This window comes from Pseudomonas sp. 2822-15, assembly GCF_002742515.1.
Lineage (GTDB): Bacteria > Pseudomonadota > Gammaproteobacteria > Pseudomonadales > Pseudomonadaceae > Aquipseudomonas > Aquipseudomonas salomonii.
In genome coordinates this window covers 1-274 of sequence record NZ_LJRY01000297.1, presented here as the reverse complement: position 1 = coordinate 274, position 274 = coordinate 1, and the positions used below count along the sequence as shown (strand labels likewise).

The window sequence follows — 274 nt, the reverse complement described above, 5'->3', positions numbered from 1 at the left end:
GCACAGTGGATCTGGTATAGGTCTACTCGCTCTCTTTGTAAACGTCTTAGACTGTTCTCTAAATAAGTTCTTACAGATTCCTCAGAGTAAGTATCTGGGTCATGGATGTCGCCACCACGACAGAATTTAGTGGCGATATGAATCTTATCTTCTTTGCCTTTAGTAGCTTGGGCAAGAAGCTCCTCGCTATGACCGTCTCCATACACATCTGCAGTATCAAAGAAGTTTACCCCTGCGTCCATCGCTCGATCCAATGCTCTAAGTGATTCCTTGT

At 44.5% G+C, this 274-nt stretch carries 1 protein-coding gene; it reads right to left on the bottom strand.

The window, feature by feature from the left end:
- On the bottom strand, positions 1 to 242 hold a 242-nt coding region (locus AOA59_RS27695), incomplete at its 3' end, for an aldo/keto reductase (RefSeq protein WP_256593135.1).
- Between the last annotated feature and the right edge of the window lie 32 nt (positions 243 to 274).